Below are 20,643 nucleotides of genomic sequence, written 5' to 3'. Positions count from 1 at the left end.
AAAGGGCGGGGGATAACGCAGCCTGCTGCTTCTCGCTTCGGCGGCTATCCGGTACACTGCCAGGGTTATTCCACTCATACTGAAGGATTATCCTCATGTACCAGGATCTTATTCGTAACGAACTGAACGAAGCCGCGGAAACGCTGGCTAACTTTCTGCAGGACGAAGCCAATATCCATGCTATCCAGCGTGCCGCTGTCCTGCTGGCGGATAGCTTTAAGGCGGGTGGTAAAGTGCTGTCCTGCGGCAACGGCGGTTCCCATTGCGATGCGATGCATTTTGCGGAAGAACTGACCGGACGTTATCGCGAAAACCGCCCGGGATATCCGGCCATTGCGATCTCCGACGTCAGCCATCTCTCCTGCGTGAGCAATGATTTTGGCTATGAGTATGTCTTCTCCCGCTACGTTGAATCCGTTGGCCGCGCGGGCGATGTGCTGCTCGGCATCTCCACCTCCGGCAACTCCGGCAACGTAATCAAGGCCATTGAGGCCGCGCGGGCGCAGGGGATGAAAGTGATCACCCTGACCGGTAAGGACGGCGGTAAAATGGCCGGTAGCGCCGATGTGGAAATTCGCGTGCCGCACTTTGGCTACGCCGACCGCATTCAGGAGATCCACATCAAAGTGATCCATATCCTGATTATGCTGATCGAAAAAGAGATGGCGAAAGGCTAACAGGCAGGTGAGTGTGTACTGTTGACGGCGGCCTCGCTTCGGCGCCGTCGTGATTTGTGATGGTGAGGTGATCTATGTGCGAACTGCTCGGGATGAGCGCCAATGTGCCAACAGATATCTGTTTTAGCTTTACCGGGCTGGTACAGCGCGGAGGCGGGACGGGGCCGCATAAAGACGGCTGGGGCATCACCTTCTATGAAGGCAAAGGCTGTCGCACATTCAAAGATCCGCAGCCGAGCTTTCAGTCGCCGATCGCGAAACTGGTCCAGGATTACCCCATTAAGTCCTGTTCCGTCGTCGCGCATATCCGCCAGGCGAATCGCGGGATGGTGGCCCTGGAGAATACGCATCCGTTCACCCGCGAACTGTGGGGGCGTAACTGGACCTACGCGCACAACGGGCAGCTCAAAGGCTATAAGTCGCTGAAAACCGGCAATTTCCACCCGGTCGGTGAAACCGACAGTGAAAAGGCCTTCTGCTGGCTGCTGCACCGCTTAACCGAGCGCTACCCGCGTACGCCGGGCAATATGCTGGGAGTATTTAAGTATATCGCCGCCCTGGCGGGGGAACTGCGTGAGAAAGGGGTGTTCAACATGCTGCTGTCGGACGGACGCTATGTGATGGCGTTCTGCTCGACCAACCTGCACTGGATCACCCGGCGGGCGCCGTTCGGCGTGGCAAAACTGCTGGACCAGGATGTGGAGATCGACTTTCAACGCGAGACCACACCCAACGATGTGGTCACGGTTATCGCCACGCAGCCGCTGACGGCCAATGAGACCTGGCATAAGATCATGCCAGGCGAGTGGGCGTTATTTTGTCTCGGGGAGCGTATAGTTTGAGGCCAGCTGCGGCTGGACAACCTCGTGGCTGAGCGGCTTGCTCACCACATAGCGGCCGTCGGTCACTGATACGACCGGCGGTTTGTGGGTTTGCTGGAAATAATCATAGCCAGGCTTCAGCTGTTTCCAGAAATCCGCATAGTAGGAGTATTTGTGGCGTTCCATATTGGCGTTGGTCATGCGGAACGGATAGATACTCACCTGCACGCTTGGCTGACCGAAGACTAAGGCGCCGGTCACGAACTGGAAGATCTCATCGATCCCGCTGTCGGTCATAGCGTAGCAGCCGACAGAGACGCAGTCGCCGTGGATCATCAGGTATTTCCCTTCATAACCATGGGCGCGATCGTAGGCGTTCGGGAAGCCGATATTGATCGCTTTATAGAAGCGGCTGTCGGGTTTGAGCTGGCTGCGGGTGACGTTATAGAACCCTTCCGGGCTCTTGAAATCGCCCTGGCGCTGTTTCGGGCCCAGGCCACCGGAGTAGTTGCAGATTCGATAGCTGTCGAGGAGCTGGTAGGTCTCACCCATTTTGACGTAAAGGTCGAGCATGCGCTCTTCTTTAAAGATCTCAATGTAAACCGGTGAACCCATTAATTGCTGCTTATATTCTTTGCTAACCGGCGTCGTCGGGCTGTTGCTGCTGAGCAGCCCGGCAAATGACATGCACGGCAGCAGAAGCATCGCAATAAATAATGCGATTTTGCGCATACTGCTTGTTCCTTGATAAAACAAAATAGCCACATTGCCAGGACGGCAAGAGAGACCCGAAATCAGAGTTTTCTGGATTTAGAGCGCTCACATTAGCATCACGGCATTTTTTCGCAAGGGCGACGTGGCGGCGTTTACAATTCCGCCTCACTTTATACCCTGCCAGCGACGAAAACACAGTGAGAACTTTGCGCAATAGCTCGCATTTTAGAAGCACTTATTGCCTCTCGCGCTACAGCCGACGCTCACGAAATGTTACACTTGCGCCGGTTCATCACCAGAGTAAGAAAGGATGCTTCTCTTCCGTCCTGAGCGCATCTGGCGCCGTTTCGCCCTTTCTTCTCTGCCATCCTGTCAATAAGCTGGCCCCGGCCTGCGTCGGGGTTGAGGTTACGGATACCTGCTAACGATATGATTAAAATCACAAAAGGGCTGGATTTGCCCATAGCTGGCATGCCATTACAGCAGATTTCTCCCGCGCCAGCGGTGAAGCGCGTCGCGCTACTCGGCGAAGAGTACGTCGGCATGCGTCCCGCCATGGCGGTCAAAGAAGGCGATCGGGTCAAAAAAGGTCAGATCCTGTTCGAAGATAAAAAGAACCCCGGCGTCTGCTTTACCGCCCCGGCGAGCGGGGTCGTCAGCGCGATCCACCGCGGTGAACGGCGCGTGTTGCAGTCGGTGGTGATTGATATCGAGGGCAATGACGCGGTGGCGTTTACGCGTTACGCCGCGGACGCGCTGGCTGAACTGCCGCGCGACACCGTGCAGCAGCAGCTGCTGGCGTCGGGCCAGTGGACCGCGCTGCGCACACGGCCATTCAGTAAAACGCCGCTCCCGGGCAGCGTGCCGGCCGCCATCTTTGTCAACGCCATGGATACCAATCCGCTGGCGGCGGAGCCGCAGCCGATTATTCTGGCCGAACGGGCCGCTTTCGACGCTGGCCTTACCGTGCTTACGCGTTTGACCGACGGGAAAGTCCACGTCTGCCAGCCCAGCGGCGGCAAGCTCGGCGGTCATCCTGTCGGCCAGGTCAGTTTTAACCAGTTTAGCGGGCCGCACCCGGCGGGGCTGCCGGGAACGCATATTCATTTCCTCGAGCCGGTGAGCCTGAATAAGCAGGTCTGGCACCTCAATTATCAGGACGCGATCGCCATTGGTAAGCTTTTTCTCGACGGGGAGCTCTACTGCGAACGGGTGATCGCGCTCGGCGGCCCGCAGGTGATATCGCCGCGACTGGTCAAGACGACGCTGGGCGCCAGCCTGGACGATCTGCTGGCAGGCGAGTTGCAGGAGGGGGAGAACCGGGTCATTTCCGGCTCGGTGCTCAGCGGCACCCGCGCCCATGGCCCTCACGCCTTCCTCGGGCGCTTCCATCTGCAGGTGAGCGTGGTTAAAGAAGGGCGGGAAAAAGAGCTCTTCGGCTGGGTGATGCCGGGCAAAGAGAAGTTCTCGATAACCCGCACCACGCTGGGCCATTTCTTCAGGCGCAAGCGCTTTCATTTTTCTACCGATACCCACGGCGGCGAGCGGGCGATGGTGCCGATCGGCAACTACGAGCGGGTGATGCCGCTGGATATCCTGCCGACCATACTGCTGCGCGATCTGCTGGCCGGGGATACCGACAGCGCTCAGGCGCTGGGCTGTCTGGAGCTGGATGAAGAAGATCTGGCGCTGTGCACCTACGTCTGCCCCGGTAAGTATGAATATGGCCCTGCGCTGCGCAGCGTATTAACCCGGATTGAGCAGGAAGGATAAGAGATGGGCTTAAAGCATCTGATTGAAAAAATTGAGCCGCATTTCACGCACGGCGGCAAGCTGGAAAAATATTACCCGCTGTATGAAGCGGCGGCGACCATCTTCTACACACCAGGCCAGGTCACCCGCGGCGCAGCGCACGTGCGCGACGCCATCGACCTCAAGCGGTTGATGATCCTCGTGTGGTTTGCCGTCTTTCCGGCGATGTTCTGGGGGATGTATAACGTCGGGCTGCAGACCATACCGGCGCTGCATAAGCTTTACGGCGCCGAACAACTGCAGCAGGCGATCGCCAACAACTGGCACTATAGCGTCGCCCAGTGGTTAGGGGTGAGCTTCAGCGCCGACGCCGGCTGGCTGAGCATGATGACCCTGGGGGCGGTCTTTTTCCTGCCGATCTATATCACCGTCTTTATCGTCGGCGGCTTCTGGGAAGTGCTGTTCGCTATCGTGCGCAAGCATGAAATCAACGAAGGCTTCTTTGTCACCTCGATTCTGTTCGCGCTGATCGTCCCGCCCACGCTGCCGCTGTGGCAGGCGGCGCTGGGGATCTCCTTCGGGGTGGTGATCGCTAAAGAGATTTTCGGCGGTACCGGGCGCAACTTCCTCAACCCGGCGCTGGCAGGGCGCGCGTTCCTGTTCTTCGCCTATCCGGCGCAAATCTCCGGCGACCTGGTGTGGACGGCGGCGGACGGTTTTTCCGGCGCTACGCCGCTCTCCCAGTGGGCCAGCGGCGGCGGTGAAGCGCTGGTTAACGTCGCTACCGGCATCCCGGTGAGCTGGATGGACGCCTTCCTCGGCAATATTCCGGGCTCGATTGGCGAAGTCTCCACGCTAATGATCCTGATCGGCGGCGCGATCATCCTCTTTGGCCGCGTCGCGTCCTGGCGCATCGTCGCCGGGGTGATGATCGGCATGGTCGCCACCGCTACCCTGTTTAACGTTATCGGCTCCGACACCAACCCGATGTTCGCTATGCCATGGTACTGGCATCTGGTACTCGGCGGCTTCGCCTTCGGCATGATGTTTATGGCGACGGACCCGGTATCCGCCTCGTTTACCGATAAAGGAAAATGGAGTTACGGCGTGCTGATCGGCGTGATGTGCGTGCTGATCCGCGTGGTGAACCCGGCTTATCCGGAAGGGATGATGCTGGCGATCCTCTTCGCCAACCTCTTCGCACCGCTGTTCGATTACCTGGTGGTGCAGGCCAATATTAAGCGGAGGAAGTCGCGTGGCTGAGAAGAAAAGTAACGATAGCATCGGCAAAACGCTGCTGGTGGTGCTGGTGCTTTGTCTGGTCTGCTCCATCGTGGTAGCGGGCTCGGCCGTGGGGCTGAAATCCCGCCAGCAGGCGCAGCGGGCGCTGGATAAGCAGCGTAATATCCTGGCGGTGTCCGGCCTGATGCAGCCCGGCATGGATGCTGATGCGGTCGCCGACACCTTCGCGGCGCGCATTTCGCCGCGACTGGTGAATCTGGCGACCGGCGAGCTGCTGGAGAAAGACCCGGCAAAATTCAATCAGGCCCAGGCGCTGAAGGATCCGCAGCAGAGTATGGCGCTGGATGCCAGCCAGGATCCGGCGGGGATTAAACGCCGCAGCAATCTGGCGGAAATCTACCTGGTGCGCGACGCGCAGCAGAAGATTGAGCAGGTGGTGTTGCCCATTTATGGCAATGGCCTGTGGTCGATGATGTACGCCTTCGTGGCGCTGGACGTCGATGGCCGCACGGTGAAAGGCATTACCTACTATGACCAGGGGGAGACCCCGGGGCTGGGCGGCGAAGTGGAGAACCCGAACTGGCGCCAGCAGTTTGTCGGCAAGCAGGTGCTGGATGACAACGGCATGCCGGCGCTGAGAGTGGTCAAAGGCGGCGCGCGCGCTGGTGACCTGCATGCGGTTGATGGCTTATCGGGCGCCACGCTGACGTCAAATGGCGTACAGCACAGCTTTGATTTCTGGATGGGTGAACTGGGCTTTGGTCCGTTCCTGAAAAAGGTGCGTGAAGGAGGGCTGAACAATGGCTGAACAGAGCGAGATGAAAGAGGTGAAGCGCGTGCTGGTGGGGCCGCTCATCGCCAATAACCCCATCGCCCTGCAGGTACTGGGCGTCTGCTCCGCGTTGGCGGTCACCACTAAGCTGGAAACCGCCTTCGTGATGACCATTGCGGTGACCCTGGTGACGGCGTTCTCCAGCATGTTTATCTCGATGATCCGCCACCACATTCCCAACAGCGTGCGCATCATCGTGCAGATGGCGATCATCGCCTCGCTGGTTATCGTGGTGGATCAGCTACTGCGGGCTTTCGCCTATGAGACTTCCAAGCAGCTGTCGGTATTCGTCGGGCTTATCATCACCAACTGCATCGTGATGGGCCGCGCTGAAGCTTACGCCATGAAGTCGCCGCCGCTGGCCAGCTTTATGGACGGTATCGGCAACGGTCTCGGCTACGGCGCGATCCTGATTATCGTCGGCTTCCTGCGCGAGCTTATCGGCAGCGGCAAGCTGTTCGGTATCACGGTGCTGGAGACGGTGCAGAACGGCGGCTGGTATCAGCCGAACGGCCTGTTCCTGCTGGCGCCGAGCGCGTTCTTCATTATCGGTTTACTGATTTGGGCCCTGCGTAGCTGGAAGCCTGAACAGCAGGAAAAGGAGTAATCGATGATGGCTCATTACATTAGCCTGTTTGTCCGCGCGGTGTTTGTTGAGAACATGGCGCTGGCCTTTTTCCTCGGGATGTGTACCTTCCTCGCGGTGTCGAAAAAGGTCTCCACCGCCTTCGGCCTCGGCGTTGCGGTGACGGTGGTGCTGGGTCTTGCCGTACCGATCAACAACCTGGTGTATAACCTGGTGCTGCGCGATGGCGCGCTGGTGGAGGGGGTAGACCTCAGCTTCCTGAACTTCATCACCTTTATCGGGGTGATCGCCGCGCTGGTGCAGATCCTCGAGATGATCCTCGATAAGTACTTCCCGGCGCTATACAACGCGCTGGGGATCTTCCTGCCGCTGATTGCGGTTAACTGCGCGATTTTCGGCGGTGTGTCGTTCATGGTGCAGCGTGATTACAACTTCCCGGAATCCATCGTTTACGGCTTCGGCTCCGGCATCGGCTGGATGCTGGCGATCGTGGCGATGGCGGGGATCCGCGAAAAGATGAAGTACGCCAACGTGCCTGCCGGTTTGCGCGGGTTAGGGATCACCTTTATCACTACCGGGTTGATGGCGCTGGGCTTTATGTCCTTCTCCGGCGTGCAGCTATAAGGGCGAATAAGTATGGAAATTATTCTTGGCGTCGTGATGTTCACGCTGATTGTGCTGGTGCTGTCGGGGCTTATCCTGGCAGCGCGCTCAAAGCTGGTGAACGCGGGCGACGTGGTTATTGAGATCAATAACGAAGCGGATAAGCAGATCCGTACCCCGGCGGGGGATAAGCTGCTGAACACGCTGTCCAGCAACGGGATTTTTGTCTCCTCCGCCTGCGGCGGCGGCGGCTCCTGCGGCCAGTGTCGGGTGACTATCAAAGAGGGTGGCGGCGATATCCTGCCGACCGAGCTTTCGCATATTACCAAACGCGAAGCCAAAGCCGGCTGCCGTCTGGCCTGCCAGGTCGCGGTGAAGCAAAACATGAAGATTGAGCTACCGGAAGAAATCTTCGGCGTCAAAAAATGGGAATGCGAAGTTATCTCCAATGATAACAAAGCCACTTTCATTAAAGAGCTCAAGCTGCGGATCCCCGAGGGGGAGGTGGTGCCGTTCCGCGCCGGGGGCTATATTCAGATCGAATGCCCACCGCATAAAGTGGCCTATGCTGACTTCGATGTCCCGGATGAATACCGCTCGGACTGGGACAAGTTCAACCTGTTCCGCTACGTCTCTGAGGTGAAAGAGCCGACCCTGCGCGCCTACTCGATGGCTAACTATCCGGAAGAGAAGGGCATCATTATGCTCAACGTGCGCATTGCGACGCCGCCGCCGAAGGTGCCGGATGCCCCGCCGGGGATCATGTCGTCCTATATCTGGTCGCTGAAGCCGGGCGATAAGGTGACGATTTCGGGGCCGTTCGGCGAGTTCTTTGCCAAAGAGACCGACGCTGAGATGGTGTTTATCGGCGGCGGCGCCGGGATGGCGCCGATGCGTTCGCATATTTTCGACCAGCTCAAGCGCCTGCACAGCACACGAAAAATCAGCTTCTGGTACGGAGCGCGCTCGCTGCGCGAGATGTTCTACGATGATGAGTTTGAACAGCTGGCGCGGGATAACCCGAACTTTACCTTCCACGTTGCGCTCTCCGATCCGCTGCCGGAAGATAACTGGACGGGGCATACCGGCTTTATCCATAACGTTCTGTACGAGAACTATCTGCGCGATCATCCGGCGCCGGAAGACTGCGAGTTCTACATGTGCGGGCCGCCGGTAATGAATGCCGCGGTGATTAAGATGCTGAAGGATCTGGGCGTCGAGGACGAGAATATTCTGCTCGACGACTTTGGAGGCTGACGATGCTGACGGTGTTTGTCGCAACCTTTGTGATTTTTGCGCTGGTGATCCTCGGGATGTCGCTGGGCTACCTGGTGAAGCGCAAGAGCATTCAGGGCAGCTGCGGCGGGATCTCCTCGCTGGGACTGGAGAAAGTCTGCGACTGTCCTGAGCCCTGCGACGCGCGTAAGAAACGTCTCGCCCGCGAGGCGCAGCGCCAGCAGCGGCGCATTTTGTAATCTGTGAGGTTTCCGGGCAGATTGCGCTCCCGATATTTCTTTTGCGTGATGCCACTCATGGCGCAGGGAGCGCACCGGGGGCGGCCAGTCGCCGCCACCCCCGGGCTCCGGCCAGCACCGGCAGTTTCAACTGCCCCAGGCCCGGCGGTGAGTTAACAGCCAGTCCTGGAAGGGTAGGCCGGGTAAGGCGTAGCCGCCACCCGGCAACAACATGCCAGCAACGTGAGGCCGCTTTCGCGGCCTTTTTTAGCCATTGACTCCCTTACTGCCAGCTTTTCGCCTGCGCTGGGGAATCGACCATCACGCCGTCAGCGCCCAGCTCTTTCGCCGTGCGGTAATCTTCCGCACTGTTGATGCCGAAGAAGATAATGTGCGCTTTACCCTGCGAGCGGAAGCAATCCATCGCCTCTTTATCCCAGGTGAGCGTCGCCGGGGAGACCCCTTCCCCAAGGGTGAATTTCTCCACCACCTCTACCTTGCGCTTCAGCTCCAGCCCATACCACTGCTCGCCTTCGCGCTGGCTGGCAGGCTGGCACTGATGGCTGAGCGAAATGCTGGCAAGTCTGGTGCGGGTTTCGCTGCGGGTGACGAAGCGGGGAATAGCCGGCGGCAGCGCGGCGATATAGCGGTCTTCGGTGGAATAGACCCGCACGCGATCGAGGCTGTGCGTAGCTTTTAACACCGCAAGCAGGCGCTCGCCCATCACGGTCGGGTCGGCATCCGGAGATTTAATGTCGATGTAGAAGAACGTGTGCGGCCATTGCTGTAAAACGGCTTGCAGCGTGGGAATGGTGGCCTGCCTGCCGCGCCAGGGGTGGCTGTCATCACCCCATTTCCAGCCGGCATCGACTTTCGCCAGCTCGGCGGCGGTCAAACTGGAAACGTTGCCCTCGCTATTGGTCAATGCGGAAAGATCGCTTGACCGGTAGAGCACCGGCACGCCGTCGTGGCTTAACTGCACCGTGACCCAGATGGCCTCGGCGTTATTCTCCAGCGCCAGCTTAATGGCCGGCAGGGTATTCTCTGGCGCATCGCCGGTGCCGCCGCGATGGGCAATCAGCTGCGGGGCGGCCCAGGCGCCGGCGGAGGCCAGCAGGCAAAGTGCGGTAAGTATTTTCTTCATGATTATATCTTCCAGATTTATCGGTTAACTTTATGAAAATAAACATAATTTATTGCAGTTTTATGTTTTAACCGCTTTTCTGGGCGATGAAATAAAAAAAGCATAAAATTCGCAGCGAGTTTTGCTATGCTGTATGGGTATACAGTGTTGAGTCTGACGATGCGTAAAATTATCCATGTCGATATGGACTGTTTCTTTGCGGCGGTGGAGATGCGCGACAACCCGGCGTTGCGCGATATACCTCTCGCGATAGGCGGCAGTCGGGTACAGCGTGGCGTGATTAGTACCGCGAACTATCCTGCGCGTAAGTTTGGCGTGCGTAGCGCCATGCCGACGGCGACGGCGCTCAAGCTGTGCCCGCATCTCACGCTGCTTCCCGGCCGCTTTGATGCCTACAAAGAAGCCTCGAACCATATCCGCGAAATTTTCTCCCGCTATACCTCGCGCATTGAGCCGCTGTCGCTGGATGAAGCCTATCTTGATGTCAGCGACAGCGTGCATTGTCACGGGTCGGCCACCCTGATCGCCCAGGAGATCCGCGAAACCATCGAACGGGAGCTGCGCCTCACCGCCTCGGCGGGGGTAGCGCCGGTAAAGTTTCTTGCCAAAATCGCCTCCGACATGAATAAACCCAATGGCCAGTTCGTTATCGCTCCCCATCAGGTGGCTGAGTTTGTACGGGCGCTGCCGCTGGCGAAAATACCCGGCGTCGGGAAGGTATCGGCGGCGAAGCTGGAAAATATGGGCCTGCGTACCTGTGGCGATGTACAGAACAGCGATCTGGCCATGCTGCTTAAGCGCTTCGGTAAATTCGGCCGTATTTTGTGGGAGCGCAGCCACGGGATTGATGAGCGGGAAATCCATAACGACCGGCAGCGCAAGTCGGTGGGGGTGGAGCGGACGTTAGCGGAAGATATCCATGAATGGTCAGAGTGCGAAGCGATTATCGAAAATCTCTATCCCGAACTGGAGCGCCGGCTGGCGAAGGTCAAACCGGACCTGCTGATCGCCCGTCAGGGTATTAAACTGAAATTCAATGACTTCCAGCTGACCACCCAGGAGCACGTCTGGCCGCAGCTGAACAAAGCGGATCTGATTGCCACCGCGCACAAGGCCTGGGATGAGCGCCGCGGCGGACGTGGCGTGCGCCTGGTTGGGCTCCACGTGACGCTGCTCGATCCGCAGCTGGAAAGGCAGCTTTTATTAGGGATTTAACCATGCACATTCGTCCTTACCGCGACAACGATTTACCACTGCTCTGTCGGATATTCCTGCGCGCGGTGCGGGAAACGGCCTGCCGGGACTATACTCCGGCGCAGATCGCGGCCTGGGCGCAGGTGGATGAGACGCGCTGGCGGCAAAAGCTGGCTGATGCAAACGGGCTGGTGGCGGAGATAGAGAATCAACCGGTTGGCTTTATCACCGCCATCGGGACGCATATCGATTTGCTCTTTGTCTCGCCGGATCACGGCCGGCAGGGTATCGGCGGCGCGCTTATCGAGGCGCTCTGCGCTCAGTATCCTGCGCAAATCCTGACGGTGGACGCCAGCATTACCGCGAGACCCTGTTTTACGGCCCATGGCTTTAAGGTGGTGGCTGAGCAGCGGGTGGCGGCGCGCGGGGAGTGGTTTATTAACTACCGGATGGAAAGCGCGGGACGCTAAGGTGAGGGGGAGAAACCGGCGGCGGGCTGCCGCCGGTGGTGATGCTTATTTAGCCGGAATGGCTTTCAGCAGCTCGGTCAGCAGCGTCCAGTACTGGCCGACGCTCTCGATATGGACCTGCTCATCCGGGGAGTGCGGACCGGTAATGGTTGGCCCGATGGAGACCATGTCCATCTCCGGATACGGTTTTTTGAACAGGCCGCATTCCAGACCGGCGTGGATGATCTGGATGTTCGGCGTCTTGTTGAACAGACGCTGGTAAGTCTCGCGCACCAGGTGCATCACCGGCGAGTTGGCGTCCGGCTGCCAGCCAGGGTAAGCACCTTTGGCTTCGGTTTTCGCCCCCGCCAGTTTACCCAGAGATTCCAGCATGCTGACCACATAGTCTTTGCCGCTGTCGATCAGCGAGCGGATCAGGCAGTGGATCTGCACATTGTCATCGGTCATGGTGACGACGCCGACGTTCAGCGAGGTTTCTACTACGCCTTTCGCCACGTCAGAGTTGCGGATAACCCCGTTCGGCGTGGCGTTCAGCAGGCGGATGAAACCGTCGCGGGAGGCCTGAGTCAGCGCCGCTTTGTCGTTCTCTACCGCTTCCAGGAGTACCACCAGGTTCTTCTCTTTGGCCGCCAGCTCGTTTTGCAGCAGCGCCTGGTAAGTATTCACCAGCGCTTTCAGCGCATCGGCTTTATCCGCGGCGACGGCGACAGTAGCGTATGCTTCGCGCGGGATGGCGTTGCGCAACGTACCGCCGTTGAAATCGACCAGACGCAGATCCAGCTCATCGGCATGACCGGCAAGGAAGCGCGACAGCAGCTTGTTGGCGTTACCCAGACCGAGATGGATGTCACCGCCGGAGTGGCCGCCCTTCAGCCCTTTTAAGGTCACTTTAAAGCTCTGGAAACCGGCCGGAATCGCTTCGCGGGTCAGCGCCAGGTTAGAAGTGAAATCGATCCCGCCGGCGCAACCCATATAGATTTCGCCTTCTTCTTCGGAGTCGGTGTTGATCAGGATATCGGCCTGCAGCCAGTTGGCCTGCAGACCGAAGGCGCCGTCCATACCGGCTTCTTCGGTCATGGTCAGCAGCACTTCCAGCGGGCCGTGAGCGACGCTGTCGTCGGCCAGTACCGCCAGTGCGGACGCCATCCCGATACCGTTGTCCGCGCCCAGCGTGGTGCCGCGCGCTTTCACCCATTCGCCGTCAATGTACGGCTGGATCGGATCTTTGGCGAAGTCGTGGACGGTGTCGTTATTTTTCTGCGGCACCATATCGAGGTGCGCCTGCAGCGCTACCGGCTTAAGGTTTTCCATACCGGCAGTCGCGCCTTTACGAATCAGAATGTTGCCAACCTGGTCGCGTTCCGCGTGTAAGCCTTTTTCTTTTGCCCAACCCATAATGTGCTCGGCGAGCTGTTCTTCGTGATAGGACGGGTGCGGGATGGAGCAAATCTTGGCGAAAATATCCCAAAGCGGCTGCGGGGATAGTTGAGACAGTTCAGACACGGTAAGTCTCCTTACAGACTCCTGCATACAGCGGTTGCAGGACGAGGGTTAGCGTTAAAATACACAACAAGCCCGGGCTTGCGCGATGGGGGTGAGAATACCACTTTCCACCGCCGCAGGTAGTGTAAACAACGCAAAAAGCGTTGCGCAAACCGCTTAACACTGGTTTTTAGTGCGTCAGATCTCTATAATCTCGCGCAACCATTTTCCCCCTCGAACATTATTTAAGCCGTATTACACAGGCTGGGACACTTCACATGAGCGAAAAATACGTCGTCACCTGGGACATGTTGCAGATTCACGCCCGCAAACTGGCCAGCCGTCTGCTGCCGGTTGAGCAATGGAAAGGCATTATTGCCGTTAGCCGCGGTGGACTGGTACCGGGGGCCTTACTGGCGCGTGAACTGGGCATTCGTCATGTTGATACCGTATGCATCTCCAGCTACGACCATGATAACCAGCGCGAGCTGAAAGTGCTGAAACGTGCGGAAGGCGATGGCGAAGGCTTTATCGTTATCGACGATCTGGTGGATACCGGCGGGACCGCCGTAGCGATCCGCGAAATGTATCCCAAAGCGCACTTCGTCACCATTTTCGCCAAACCGGCAGGCCGTCCGCTGGTGGATGATTACGTGGTTGATATTCCGCAGGATACCTGGATTGAACAGCCGTGGGATATGGGCGTGGTGTTTGTACCGCCTATCGCAGGTCGTTAATTCTTCAGGACAGTGCTATTTACCGCGCCCGGCTTGCCGGGCGTGGTTTTTTTTATCCTATAGCAGGTTACAATATCCGCAGTGGCACTACGACGGAGACTGCACATGTCACAGGCTAACCTCAGCGAAACGCTGTTTAAACCTCGCTTCAAACATCCCGAAACCTCTACGCTGGTGCGCCGGTTTTCTGCTGGAAAACCCCAGGCGATGCAGTCAGCGCTGAGCGGCAATCACGTCGAACACTGGTACCGTCTGATCAATCGCTTAATGTGGATCTGGCGCGGCGTAACCCCGCAGGAGATCCTTGATGTGCAAGCGCGCATTGTGATGAGCGAGGCCGAACGAACGGATCCCGAGCTGTTCGATACCGTCATCGGCTATCGCGGCGGCAACTGGATCTTTGAGTGGGCGAAAGAGGCGATGCAGTGGCAGCAAAAGGCCGGGCAGGAAGCCGATCCTTTGCTGAGCGGCCGCCACTGGCTGCATGCTTCGAACCTGTACAGCATTGCCGCTTATCCGCATATTAAAGGCGATGAGCTGGCGGAACAGGCGCAGGCTCTAGCCAACCGGGCGTATGAAGAGGCCGCCCAGCGGCTGCCTGGCGCCCTGCGCGAGCTGGAGTTCACCATCCCTGGCGGTTCGCCGATAACCGGCTTTTTGCATATGCCGAAAGGCGAGGGGCCGTTTCCGACGGTGCTGATGTGTGGGGGGCTGGACTCGCTGCAGACGGATTATTACAACCTGTATGAGAACTACTTCTCACCGCTCGGCATTGCCATGCTGACCATTGATATGCCCTCCATCGGCTTCTCGTCAAAATGGACGCTGAATCAGGACACCAGCCTGCTGCATCAGCACGCGCTGCGCCATCTGGAAAATGTGCCATGGATCGACCATACCCGGGTCGCCGCCTTCGGCTTCCGTTTTGGCGCCAATATCGCGGTGCGTCTCGGTTACCTGGAGCCGCAGCGGCTGAAGGCCGTAGCCTGTCTGGGGCCGGTGGTCCACGGTCTGCTGGTGGATCCTCTGCATCAGGGGCGCGTGCCGGAGATGTACCTCGACGTGCTGGCCTCGCGGCTGGGCATGCATGACGCGTCCGATGAAGCGCTGCGCGTGGAGCTCAACCGCTACTCGTTAAAAACCCAGGGACTGCTGGGACGCCGTTGCCCGACGCCGATGCTTTCCGGCTTCTGGAAGGACGATCCGTTCAGCCCCGAAGAGGAGTCGCGGTTAATCACCTCGTCCTCTGCCGATGGCAAACTGCTGGAGATCCCGTTTAACCCGGTGTATCGCAATTTTGATCACGCATTGCGACAGATCGCCCGCTGGATCAACCATAGATTTGGTTAATTTATTGCTAAATTCTATTGGTTTGGTAAAACAGTTGCATCACTAAAGGAGATCGCAATGACGTTACCGAGTGGACACCTGAAAAGTAAGTTGATCAAGAAATTCACGGCGCTAGGGCCTTACATTCGCGAAGAGCAGTGCCATGACAACCGTTTCTTTTTCGATTGCCTGGCAGTTTGCGTCAACGTTAAGCCCGCACCGGAGAAGCGTGAATTCTGGGGCTGGTGGATGGAAATGGAAGCACAAGAGTCACGTTTCACCTATAGCTACCAGTTTGGCCTGTTCAATAAAGAAGGGTCATGGCAGGCGGTCGACATTGACGACCCGGAAGTGAGCGACAGACTGGAAAAAACGCTGCGCGAGTTTCACGAGCGCGCCGCAGCGCTGCTGACCACCTTTAATCTGAAGCTGGAACCGGCCGACGATTTCAGCGAGCCGGTTCGCCTGCGCGCCTGATTGATCTACAGATACGATTTCTCCACGCCCGTGCGGCGTGGAGGAGCGTGACGAAGGCTTTGCCGCCCCACCCGCACTCTCCACCCCGCCACCTGACTCACACTGCCTGCGGCTGCAGCTTGCCGGCCATCGCCTGCTGAATAATCGGGATCGGCGTCAGTAAGTGCTCGCGCATCAGCGCGCTGGCCTGCTCGGCGTCGCGCGCCAGAATAGCGTCCACCAGGGTCTGATGCTGGACATGCTTATCTTCCAGCATCTCTACCGACAGGACGGTGGTGCGCAGCCAGATAAAACGGTAGCGGGCTGCCAGATCGAAGAGCCGCTCGCGCATTTGCAGCAGATACTGCGAACCGCAGCCGGCGACGATGGCGGTGTGAAACGCCTGGTGGCGCTGGTCCCACTCATCGAGTAAGCGCTCACTTGCCTCGCACGACTCCAGCTTGTTGAGCAGATGGGCGCGGGCCAGCAGCTCCGCCTCCCACTCATCGCCGCCGCGCTCGATGGCGAGGCGCACCAGCATGGCTTCCATGTTGGCGCGCGCGTCGAAGATATCGAGAAGCTCCTGTTCCGACATGGGCGCCACCCGATAGCCTTTCTGATTGACCACCGTCACCAGCCGCTCGGCCACCAGCTGCGAAAGCGCCTCGCGCAGCGGACCGACCCCCAGGGCATAGCGCGAGGTCAACAGGCTCATCCGTAGCTTCTCATCGGGTTGGTAGACCCCGCGGATGATGTCGTTTTTTAACCAACGGTACCCGTCAATGGCCGTCGCCTGGGAAATGGCGGTCATGATCTTACTCCTGAATACTCTTCCCGGCGGGGGCCGGGAACAGGGTTAACGCGTATTTTGCAGCGGCAGTTTTTGCCACAATACCAGCTTTTTCCAGCGCGACATAATCGGTACCGTACAAATAATTCCCAATGCTAACAGGCCGGTAGAGATCACCTCCAGCTGCTGCGCCGGACGGAACAGCATCACCACCAGCACGAAGGTGATAAAGGCGATCACCAGCCAGGTCAGGTACGGATAGAGCCACATTCTGAGACGGATCTCGCCGCCTTGCGCCTGAAGGATTTTACGCATCCGCAGTTGCGAAACGGCAATCACCAGATAGACCAGCAGGGCGATGGCGCCGGAGCTGTCGATGAGGAATTTAAACACCTTGGCAGGCGCGTAGTAGTTTACCACCACGGTGAGGAATGCCGCGCCGGTGGAGAGGAGCACCGCCACGTACGGCGTTTTGCTGCGGTTGGTCCGCCCCATGATGGCCGGCGCATCGCCGCGACGGCTCAGGGAGTAGAGCATCCGCGAGGCGGTATACAGCGCCGAGTTCAGACAGCTGGTGACCGACAGGAGGATCACGCCGTCCATAATCAGCTTGGCATAGGGAATATGCAGCAGCTCGAGCACCGAGCGGTAGGAGCCGATGCTCTTCAGCCCCGGCATATTCCATGGGATGAGAGCGACGACGATAAAGATCGAGCACAGATAAAAAATAGAGATACGCCAGATCACCGAGTTGGTGGCGCGCACGATATGTTTATCCGGGGTATCCGATTCGGCGGCGGCAATAGTGACAATCTCCGCGCCCATAAACGAGAACATGGTGATCAGCATCGCGCTCAGCACCGCGCCGAAGCCGTTGGGCATAAAGCCGCCGTGATCCCACAGACGCGAAATGCCGCTCACTTCGGCATACGGATAAAAGCCGGTAATGGCGACCGCGCCCAGTATGATAAACGCCAGAATAGCGACCACTTTGCACAGCGCCAGCCAGAACTCGAATTCACCGTAGTTTTTGACGCTCAGCAGGTTACTGCCGGTGAGGGCGAGGGTGATGACCAGAGAGAACAGCCACACCGGGACGCCCGGCACCCATGAATGCAAAATAATCGCCGCGATATTGGCTTCCAGCGGAATAACCAATACCCAAAACCACCAGTACAGCCAGCCGATGGTATACCCCGCCCAGCGGCCGATGGCTTTATCGGCGTAGGTGGAAAAGGAGCCGGTATCCGGCGTGGCGACCGCCATTTCGGCCAGCATACGCATAATCATCACCACCAGTAGCCCGGCAAACAGATAGGCCAGCAGCACCGCCGGGCCTGCCTCGGCAATGGCGACGCTGGATCCGACAAATAAACTCGCGCCGATCACCCCGGCGATAGATAACATCGTGACGTGGCGCGACTTCAGCCCCGCCCCTAAATCCTGTGATTGCGACAGTTGCCCCATCATTTACCCTCTCGAAGTGTGTCACCTGGGAGAGCGCCCCGACATTCCCGCGCCGGGGCACGCGTATTATTGTTGTTTTGCAGGTCTCGTCTTCATTCCCTTACTAACGTACTTCGTGTCCGCATATCTGTTGTTTTATGCCTGTTTCGCCTCGGTAAAGCAGTCGGCGATGATCTTCAGACCCTGCTCGATCTGCGCCTCTTCGATGGTCAGTGGCACCAGGATGCGCAGTACGTTGTAGTACGGCCCGCAGGAGAGCAGGATCAGGCCTTTGTCGCGCGCGCGGGCGACGATATCCGCCGTGAGTCTTGCGTTCGGTCTGCTGTGGTCGCCCTCTTCAAACAGCTCGATGGCGATCATCGCTCCCAGACCGCGGACATCGCCGATCTCCGGATGATCTTCAGCGATCGCCAGCAGGCCCTGGCGCAGGGTATCGCCGAGCTGGTTGGCTTTTTCCAGCAGGTTTTCCTGCTCGAAAATCTGCAATACCGCGAGGGCGGCGGCGCAGGCGATGGGGTTGCCGGCGTAGGTGCCGCCCAGTCCGCCGGGGGCGATGGCGTCCATCACCTCCGCACGGCCGGTGACGCCCGCCAGCGGGAAACCGCCGGCGATGGATTTGGCGAAGGTGGTGATATCCGCCGCGACGCCCATCTGCTCCATGGCGAACAGGGTACCGGTGCGGCCCGCGCCGCTCTGTACTTCATCGGCGATGAGCATAATGCCGTGCTCGTCGCACAGGGCGCGCAGGCGCTGCATAAAGGCCGGGGAGGCGGCATAGAATCCGCCTTCACCCTGCACCGGCTCGATAATGATGGCGGCGATATCTTCCGGCGCGGCATCGTTTTTGAAGATGCGATGGATGCTGGCGATCGCCTCGTCATCGCTGACGCCGTGCAGCGCGCACGGGTAGAGGGCGCGATAGACGTGGCCCGGCATTAAGCCCATACCGGCGGAGTAAGGGTTCACTTTGCCGGTCAGCGACAGGGTGTAGTGGGTGCGGCCGTGATAGGCGCCGGTGAAGGCGATAGCGCCGCTGCGCCCGGTTGCCGCGCGGGCGATCTTCACCGCGTTCTCCACCGCTTCCGACCCGGTGGTCACCAGCAGGGTTTTCTTGGCGAAATCACCTGGCACCTTCTGGTTCATCTTTTCGCACAGCGCCAGGTAGGGCTCGTAGGCCAGCACCTGGAAGCAGGTATGGGACAGCTTTTTCAGCTGGTCCTCCACGGCGGCGACAATCTGCGGATGCAGGTGGCCGGTATTGAGCACCGCGATACCGCCGGCAAAATCGAGATATTCCCGCCCTTCGACGTCCCACACCCGGCAGTTCTCCGCGCGCTCGGCGAAGACAGGATGGATCTGGCCGACGCCGCGCGGGACCGCGTCGCTGCGACGCGCCATTAATGCTTTATTGCTGTTCATCCGACACTCCTGTTAAAGGCCAATACACATGTATTTGATTTCTAAGTAGTCTTCGATACCGTACTTCGACCCTTCGCGGCCGAGGCCGGAGGCCTTAACGCCGCCGAACGGGGCGACTTCGGTGGAGATAATGCCGGTATTGATGCCGATGATGCCGTACTCCAGCGCTTCGCCGACGCGGAACACGCGGCTCAGATCGCGGGCGTAGAAATAGGCGGCGAGGCCGAACTCGGTATCGTTGGCCTGGGCAATGACGTCGGCTTCATCTTTAAAGCGGAACAGCGGGGCCAGCGGGCCGAAGGTCTCCTCTTTCGCCACTTTGGCGCTGTCGGGAACGTTGACCAGGATGGTCGGCTGGAAGAAGTTGCCGCCCAGGGCGTGCGGTTTGCCGCCGGTGACCACCTTCGCGCCTTTGGCGATGGCGTCGGCAATGTGTTCTTCAACTTTGGCGACGGCTTTCTCGTCGATCAGCGGGCCGGTCGTGACGCCCTCCTGCAGGCCGTCGCCGATGCGCAGTTTTTCCACCGCCTGCTGCAGCTTCTCGGCGAAACGGTCATACACCCCGTCCTGGACGTACAGGCGGTTGGCGCAAACGCAGGTCTGCCCGGCGTTGCGGAACTTCGAGGCCAGCGCCCCCTCGACGGCTTTATCGAGATCGGCATCGTCGAAGACGATAAACGGCGCGTTGCCGCCCAGCTCCAGGGAGACTTTTTTGATGTCTTTCGCGCACTGCTCCATCAGCTGGCGGCCAATCTCGGTCGAGCCGGTAAAGGAGAGCTTGCGCACCAGCGGGTTACTGGTCAGTTCGCCGCCGACCGCGCCGGCTGAGCCGGTGACCACGTTGAACACCCCGGCGGGGATCCCGGCGCGATTCGCCAGTTCGGCCAGCGCCAGCGCGGAAAACGGCGTCTGGCTGGCCGGTTTCAGGACCATGGTGCAGCCCGCAGCCAGCGCCGGGCCCGCTTTGCGGGTGATCATCGCCGCCGGGAAGTTCCACGGGGTGATGGCGGCGGTAACGCCGATAGGCTGCTTAATCACCAGCAGGCGCTTGTCGGCCTGGTGGCCAGGAATGGTGTCGCCGTAAATGCGTTTACCTTCTTCAGCGAACCATTCAATAAAGGAGGCGGCGTAGCTGATTTCACCTTTGGCTTCCGCCAGCGGTTTCCCCTGCTCGAGGGTCATCAGACGAGCGAGATCGTCCTGATTCTCCATCATAAGATCGAACCAGCGGCGCAGAATGTTCGCCCGCTCTTTGGCGGTGAGGGCACGCCAGGCGGGAAGGGCGCGGTTAGCGGCCTCGATCGCTTGTCGGGTTTCGTCGGCGCCCATTTTCGGCACGCTGCCGAGCTGCTCGCCGTTGGCCGGGTTGGTCACCGCAATCACGTCGCCGTTGGGCGCATCGCGCCACTGACCATCAATCAGCGCCTGCTGGCGAAACAGAGTCATATCGTTGAGTTGCATAATCGCTTCCTGT

At 59.0% G+C, this 20,643-nt stretch carries 21 protein-coding genes; 14 read left to right on the top strand and 7 right to left on the bottom strand.

The window, feature by feature from the left end; translation table 11 throughout:
• The first annotated feature begins 95 nt into the window (after window positions 1–95).
• Together lpcA and AC6CWS_RS22400 are read left to right on the top strand one after the other, a co-directional pair.
• A complete protein-coding gene (gene lpcA, locus AC6CWS_RS22405; protein WP_004145825.1) occupies window positions 96–677 on the top strand; it encodes a D-sedoheptulose 7-phosphate isomerase in 582 nt (193 codons plus the stop codon).
• Between the two features lie 74 nt (window positions 678–751).
• Window positions 752–1,519 carry a class II glutamine amidotransferase gene (locus tag AC6CWS_RS22400; protein ID WP_065883914.1) on the top strand — a complete coding sequence of 256 codons (768 nt, stop codon included), beginning with the start codon at window positions 752–754 and terminating at the stop codon, window positions 1,517–1,519.
• Here AC6CWS_RS22400 and dpaA read toward each other — a convergent pair.
• Complete coding sequence (dpaA, locus tag AC6CWS_RS22395; RefSeq protein ID WP_023288503.1) at window positions 1,490–2,230, bottom strand: peptidoglycan meso-diaminopimelic acid protein amidase; 741 nt, start codon at window positions 2,228–2,230, stop codon at window positions 1,490–1,492. The genes AC6CWS_RS22400 and dpaA overlap by 30 nt on opposite strands.
• A 411-nt stretch (window positions 2,231–2,641) precedes the next feature.
• Here dpaA and AC6CWS_RS22390 point away from each other — a divergent pair, with 411 nt between their 5' ends.
• Genes AC6CWS_RS22390 through nqrM form a run of 7 tightly spaced genes read left to right on the top strand, consistent with a single transcriptional unit; the run spans window position 2,642 to window position 8,702 of the window.
• Entirely contained in the window at window positions 2,642–3,985 is a 1,344-nt protein-coding gene (locus AC6CWS_RS22390; protein WP_032453036.1) for a Na(+)-translocating NADH-quinone reductase subunit A, read from the top strand.
• A 3-nt stretch (window positions 3,986–3,988) separates the two neighbouring features.
• Window positions 3,989–5,227 carry an NADH:ubiquinone reductase (Na(+)-transporting) subunit B gene (locus AC6CWS_RS22385; RefSeq protein WP_023288505.1) on the top strand — a complete coding sequence of 413 codons (1,239 nt, stop codon included), beginning with the start codon at window positions 3,989–3,991 and terminating at the stop codon, window positions 5,225–5,227.
• Entirely contained in the window at window positions 5,220–6,014 is a 795-nt protein-coding gene (locus AC6CWS_RS22380) for a Na(+)-translocating NADH-quinone reductase subunit C (RefSeq protein WP_032453038.1), read from the top strand. The genes AC6CWS_RS22385 and AC6CWS_RS22380 overlap by 8 nt, the downstream gene beginning before the upstream one ends.
• The gene (locus tag AC6CWS_RS22375) at window positions 6,007–6,645 is read left to right on the top strand and encodes an NADH:ubiquinone reductase (Na(+)-transporting) subunit D (protein WP_023288507.1); all 639 of its coding nucleotides are present in this window, start codon (window positions 6,007–6,009) and stop codon (window positions 6,643–6,645) included. The genes AC6CWS_RS22380 and AC6CWS_RS22375 overlap by 8 nt, the downstream gene beginning before the upstream one ends.
• A gap of 6 nt (window positions 6,646–6,651) precedes the next feature.
• Window positions 6,652–7,248 (top strand): NADH:ubiquinone reductase (Na(+)-transporting) subunit E, encoded by a 597-nt coding sequence (gene nqrE / locus AC6CWS_RS22370; protein ID WP_004177335.1) that lies wholly within the window; start codon window positions 6,652–6,654, stop codon window positions 7,246–7,248.
• A 12-nt stretch (window positions 7,249–7,260) separates the two neighbouring features.
• Window positions 7,261–8,484, top strand: coding sequence for an NADH:ubiquinone reductase (Na(+)-transporting) subunit F (gene nqrF / locus AC6CWS_RS22365; protein ID WP_004204637.1), 1,224 nt, complete (start codon window positions 7,261–7,263; stop codon window positions 8,482–8,484).
• Window positions 8,485–8,486: 2 nt separating this feature from the next.
• On the top strand, window positions 8,487–8,702 hold the full coding sequence (gene nqrM / locus AC6CWS_RS22360) for a (Na+)-NQR maturation NqrM (RefSeq protein WP_004204638.1): 216 nt from the start codon (window positions 8,487–8,489) through the stop codon (window positions 8,700–8,702).
• Window positions 8,703–8,964: 262 nt separating this feature from the next.
• Here the strand turns inward: nqrM and AC6CWS_RS22355 are convergent, their stop codons facing one another.
• Entirely contained in the window at window positions 8,965–9,825 is an 861-nt protein-coding gene (locus AC6CWS_RS22355; protein WP_032453039.1) for a glycerophosphodiester phosphodiesterase family protein, read from the bottom strand.
• 159 nt (window positions 9,826–9,984) lie between these two features.
• Here AC6CWS_RS22355 and dinB point away from each other — a divergent pair, with 159 nt between their 5' ends.
• Both dinB and AC6CWS_RS22345 read left to right on the top strand, forming a co-directional pair.
• Window positions 9,985–11,040 carry a DNA polymerase IV gene (gene dinB / locus AC6CWS_RS22350; protein ID WP_048296767.1) on the top strand — a complete coding sequence of 352 codons (1,056 nt, stop codon included), beginning with the start codon at window positions 9,985–9,987 and terminating at the stop codon, window positions 11,038–11,040.
• A gap of 2 nt (window positions 11,041–11,042) precedes the next feature.
• Window positions 11,043–11,489, top strand: coding sequence for a GNAT family N-acetyltransferase (locus tag AC6CWS_RS22345; protein ID WP_048296768.1), 447 nt, complete (start codon window positions 11,043–11,045; stop codon window positions 11,487–11,489).
• Between the two features lie 45 nt (window positions 11,490–11,534).
• Here AC6CWS_RS22345 and pepD read toward each other — a convergent pair whose 3' ends face one another.
• Window positions 11,535–12,992 carry a cytosol nonspecific dipeptidase gene (gene pepD, locus AC6CWS_RS22340; RefSeq protein WP_065883916.1) on the bottom strand — a complete coding sequence of 486 codons (1,458 nt, stop codon included), beginning with the start codon at window positions 12,990–12,992 and terminating at the stop codon, window positions 11,535–11,537.
• Window positions 12,993–13,249: 257 nt separating this feature from the next.
• Between pepD and gpt the strand changes: the two genes are divergently transcribed.
• The 3 genes from gpt (at window position 13,250) to crl (ending at window position 15,514) form a co-directional block, all read left to right on the top strand.
• A complete protein-coding gene (gene gpt, locus AC6CWS_RS22335) occupies window positions 13,250–13,708 on the top strand; it encodes a xanthine phosphoribosyltransferase (RefSeq protein ID WP_002889733.1) in 459 nt (152 codons plus the stop codon).
• Window positions 13,709–13,813: 105 nt separating this feature from the next.
• Window positions 13,814–15,058: an esterase FrsA gene (gene frsA, locus AC6CWS_RS22330; protein WP_023288512.1), complete on the top strand. Its 1,245-nt coding sequence runs from the start codon at window positions 13,814–13,816 to the stop codon at window positions 15,056–15,058.
• Between the two features lie 57 nt (window positions 15,059–15,115).
• Window positions 15,116–15,514: a sigma factor-binding protein Crl gene (gene crl, locus AC6CWS_RS22325; RefSeq protein ID WP_002889793.1), complete on the top strand. Its 399-nt coding sequence runs from the start codon at window positions 15,116–15,118 to the stop codon at window positions 15,512–15,514.
• Between the two features lie 97 nt (window positions 15,515–15,611).
• On the opposite strand, the gene csiR is transcribed toward crl, so the two are convergent.
• From csiR to gabD, 4 genes are all read right to left on the bottom strand, one after another.
• Entirely contained in the window at window positions 15,612–16,304 is a 693-nt protein-coding gene (csiR, locus tag AC6CWS_RS22320) for a DNA-binding transcriptional regulator CsiR (protein WP_023288513.1), read from the bottom strand.
• A gap of 45 nt (window positions 16,305–16,349) precedes the next feature.
• Window positions 16,350–17,750, bottom strand: coding sequence for a GABA permease (gene gabP / locus AC6CWS_RS22315; protein WP_065883935.1), 1,401 nt, complete (start codon window positions 17,748–17,750; stop codon window positions 16,350–16,352).
• 135 nt (window positions 17,751–17,885) lie between these two features.
• Window positions 17,886–19,169: a 4-aminobutyrate--2-oxoglutarate transaminase gene (gene gabT / locus AC6CWS_RS22310; protein ID WP_065883917.1), complete on the bottom strand. Its 1,284-nt coding sequence runs from the start codon at window positions 19,167–19,169 to the stop codon at window positions 17,886–17,888.
• A 12-nt stretch (window positions 19,170–19,181) separates the two neighbouring features.
• On the bottom strand, window positions 19,182–20,630 hold the full coding sequence (gene gabD, locus AC6CWS_RS22305; RefSeq protein ID WP_065883918.1) for an NADP-dependent succinate-semialdehyde dehydrogenase: 1,449 nt from the start codon (window positions 20,628–20,630) through the stop codon (window positions 19,182–19,184).
• Window positions 20,631–20,643: the final 13 nt, after the last annotated feature.

It is taken from the genome of Klebsiella sp. M041, from assembly GCF_059759695.1.
This window is presented reverse-complemented; position numbering and strand designations above follow the sequence as displayed.